At 68.0% G+C, this 566-nt stretch carries 1 protein-coding gene; it reads right to left on the bottom strand.

The features are described 5' to 3' along the window. Positions 1-566, bottom strand: a 566-nt coding sequence (locus FV230_RS29125) for a GDP-mannose 4,6-dehydratase (RefSeq protein ID WP_147844817.1), incomplete at both ends; no start/stop codon positions are given.

Below are 566 nucleotides of genomic sequence, written 5' to 3'. Positions count from 1 at the left end.
ACCTTGCGGGTGACGAACTCGACCCCGCGCAGCGGGCTCTCGTGGTTGAACAGGATCCCGTTCGAGGCGTGCAGGGCGAAGCTCTCGCGGTAGTTGATCGTCATCCAGTGCGCGTAGAGCTTGGCCACGCCGTAGGGCGAGCGCGGGTAGAACGGCGTCGCCTCGCTCTGCACCTGCTCCTGGATCAGGCCGAACATCTCCGACGACGACGCCTGGTAGTAGCGCGCGTCCGGCTTCAGCGTGCGGACGCATTCGAGCAGGTTGACCGCGCCGAGCCCGGTGATCTGCCCGGTGAGCAGCGGCTGCTGCCACGAGGCGGTGACGAACGACTGCGCGGCCAGGTTGTAGACCTCGTCCGGCTGCACGGCCTGGACGATCCGCGCCAGGCTCGACAGGTCGAGCAGGTTGCCGTCGTGCAGCGCGACGTCGTTCTCGATCCCGAGCCACTTTAGCCGGTGGTCGAACACCCCGGCATGGCTCGAGCGCCGCACCACCCCGTGGACCGCGTAGCCCTTCGACAGCAGCAACTGCGCCAGATACGCCCCGTCCTGCCCCGTGATCCCCGT

It is taken from the genome of Methylobacterium sp. WL6 (assembly GCF_008040095.1).
In the GTDB taxonomy this organism is placed as follows: Bacteria; Pseudomonadota; Alphaproteobacteria; order Rhizobiales; family Beijerinckiaceae; genus Methylobacterium.
This window is presented reverse-complemented; position numbering and strand designations above follow the sequence as displayed.